Source organism: Streptomyces sp. NTH33, from assembly GCF_003236365.1.
GTDB lineage: Bacteria > Actinomycetota > Actinomycetes > Streptomycetales > Streptomycetaceae > Streptomyces.
The window spans coordinates 1-2,103 of sequence record NZ_POTZ01000755.1; the positions used below are offsets into that span (position 1 = coordinate 1).

General features: G+C 71.9%; 2 protein-coding genes. Both read left to right on the forward strand.

Annotation, left to right across the window (positions count from 1 at the left end):
- Positions 1-1,127: M6 family metalloprotease domain-containing protein (locus tag C1I97_RS35860; RefSeq protein WP_111007109.1), on the forward strand; the 1,127-nt coding region annotated here is incomplete at its 5' end.
- 96 nt (positions 1,128-1,223) lie between these two features.
- On the forward strand, positions 1,224-2,103 hold an 880-nt coding region (locus tag C1I97_RS35865; RefSeq protein WP_146608412.1), incomplete at its 3' end, for an IclR family transcriptional regulator.

The window sequence follows — 2,103 nt, forward strand, 5'->3', positions numbered from 1 at the left end:
CCCCCGCCCTCACCCCCTGCATGATCAACGGCGCCACCACCGTACAGATGTCGGAGGGCATACCCACCAACAGCGGCTACGCCCGCTCCACCGGCACCGTGCACGCTCTGACCCTGATGGTCGACTTCTCCGACGCGCCCGGCGAGGGCAGCGCGCTCGACCGCTTCCACGAGTTCTTCCCGCAGACCCAGGAGTGGTTCCGCACCGCCTCCTACGGCCGCCTGGACTACCGTCCGGAGACCCCGATACACGAGTGGCTGCGCATGCCGAAACCGTTCGAGGAGTACGGCGTGGAGCGCGGCGCCCCGTTCGACCCCGGCTACCGTCAACTGGTCGAGGACATAGCGGAGGCCGCCCGCCCGGAAGTGGACTTCCGGGACTACGACCTGGTCAACATTCTGATGACCCCGAACGCGGGCCCCTCCGCCCTGGACACGGTCCTGTCGGTGACCTTCGCCGGCAATCCGGACGCACCCGTCGCCAACGGCGTCGCCATCGCCAACGTCTCCTTCATCTACTCCCGCCAGGACGACGGCTCCGGCTCCTACGGCACCACCGGCTACCGCGTCCTGCCCCACGAGAACGGCCACGTCTTCGGCCTGCCCGACCTCTACACCCAGGAGGGCGGCGCCGCGGTCGGCCACTGGGACATCATGAGCGAGGACTGGGGCGCCAACAACGACCTGCTCGGCTGGCACAAGTGGAAACTGGGCTGGCTGGACCCGAACCAGGTGATCTGTGCGGCCAGACGGGGCTCGGCCGAGTACACCCTGACCCCGCTGACACGCGCGGGCGGCCCCAAACTCGTCTTCGTCCCCCTCGACCGGCACACCGGCTACGCCCTCGAACTGCGCACCCTCGGCGGCAACGACGAGGCGGTGTGCCGGCCGGGCATCCTGATCTACAAGGTCGACGCGGAGGTCGACACCGGCCAGGGCCCGATCACGGTCTACGACGCCCGCCCGCGCTCCGACGGATGCACCCGCAGCCCCAACGTCCAGACGGAACTCTCCGACGCACCCTTCGCACCCGGCCAGACGTTCAAGGACCCCAAGGCACACATACGCATCGACGTGACGTCGGCGAATCTGAAGGGGAACTACCGGGTGCGGGTGACGAGGCAGTGATACGGCGTACGGCGGTGACGGCCCGAGAGCCGCGCGGGCGGACCGGACTACCGTAGGCCTGCTACGACCACCGTCCCGTACGGGAGAACCGAACCGATGCCCGCGCCGCCCACGACGCCCACGCCGCCCGCGAACACGACCACGAACGCCCACGAGGACGCCGGCGCCGCACCCGCCGAACCGGGTACCGCCCCCGCCGAGGCGGTCACCCCGCTGATGCGGGGCGTGGCAGTGCTGCGGCAGCTCACGCAGGCCGGGGGGACACTGAGCCCGAGCGCCCTGGAGCGCGCCACGGGGCTCGCCCGCTCGACGGTGGACCGGATCGCGGCGACGCTCGCCCGCATGGGCTACGTCCGCTTCGACGGCCGGGACGTCGTCCTCACCCCCCGCCTGATGGAACTGGGCAACGCCTATCTGGCCGCCCTCCGCCTGCCCGCCCTGCTCGCCGCGCGCGCCGACGCGCTCGCCGACGAGCTGGACGAGTCGGTGTCCCTGGCGGTCGGCGACCGGGACGGCATCCGCTTCATCCACCAGGCGACCCGCCGGCGCGCCATGTCCCTGAGCTTCCGCATCGGCGACCTGCTCCCCGCCGAACGCACCGCGCCGGGCGCGCTGTTCGCGACGGAGTGGACGGACGAGGACTGGCGGCACTGGCACGAGCGCCGCTCGGCCGACCCGGAGGACAGGGGCTTCCCGGCGGTACCGCCGAGACCACCCCTGCCGGCGGACGACTTCACGAACCGAACCGCTCGAGCGGGCCGGGACGGCTGGTCGTCGGACGACCAGCTGATCGAACCGGGCCTGGTGGCGGTCTCGGTCCCCGTGCGGGACCCGGCCACGGGCCGGATCGCCTGCGTGGCGAGCGTGGTGAGCCACACCAGCCGCCACACCGCGCAGGAGCTGTGTACGACGTTGCTGCCCCGCCTGCGGGAGACGGTCGCGGCCATGGAAGGCGACCTGCGCGACACCCCGCCCC